The sequence below is a fragment of the Collinsella aerofaciens genome, assembly GCF_032584215.1.
Taxonomy (GTDB): Bacteria; Actinomycetota; Coriobacteriia; order Coriobacteriales; family Coriobacteriaceae; genus Collinsella.
Window position 1 is genome coordinate 1 of sequence record NZ_JAWHPN010000114.1, and the last position, 481, is coordinate 481.

General features: G+C 42.6%; 1 protein-coding gene. It reads left to right on the forward strand.

All coding sequences use genetic code 11. The annotated features are described in order from the left end of the window. Positions 1 to 178 precede the first annotated feature (178 nt). The coding region (locus RX395_RS10005) for a hypothetical protein (RefSeq protein ID WP_316367349.1) at positions 179 to 481 on the forward strand (303 nt) is incomplete at its 3' end.

The window sequence follows — 481 nt, forward strand, 5'->3', positions numbered from 1 at the left end:
GGGGAGGGGATATGCCAAGGTTTAATACTATAACCTACTTATGAGGAGTGATAATCACAATACGTTTATATTTATTGGGTCTAGGCATCTATGCTTATGTATAGAGAGGACTCAAATGTCTCTTAAGTCACCATACCAAGTGAAAGTTGTGTTTATTTGAAAGGACGGGTAACAAGTCATGAAAAAGCGAATTTTTAGTGTGCTGGTTTGTTTGGCAGTCCTGGTATCTACAACCATGTTTCAAGTCGGAGCGTCGTATCAACCGACTGACGCACGCCAAGCTGAAATAGACGCCCTTATCGCCAAGACAGACAGTCATGTTTTAGAAGCTGAATCCATAAATACCTCAGAAGTTCTTCCCTTTATTCAGGCATCCGCTGTATACGAGCAGGACGACGGCACGCAGACTCCGGTAGATGTAGATCTTCAAATTCAAAAACTTGGTACACTTACTAGAGCTGCCGGAGGTGGAACACTATAT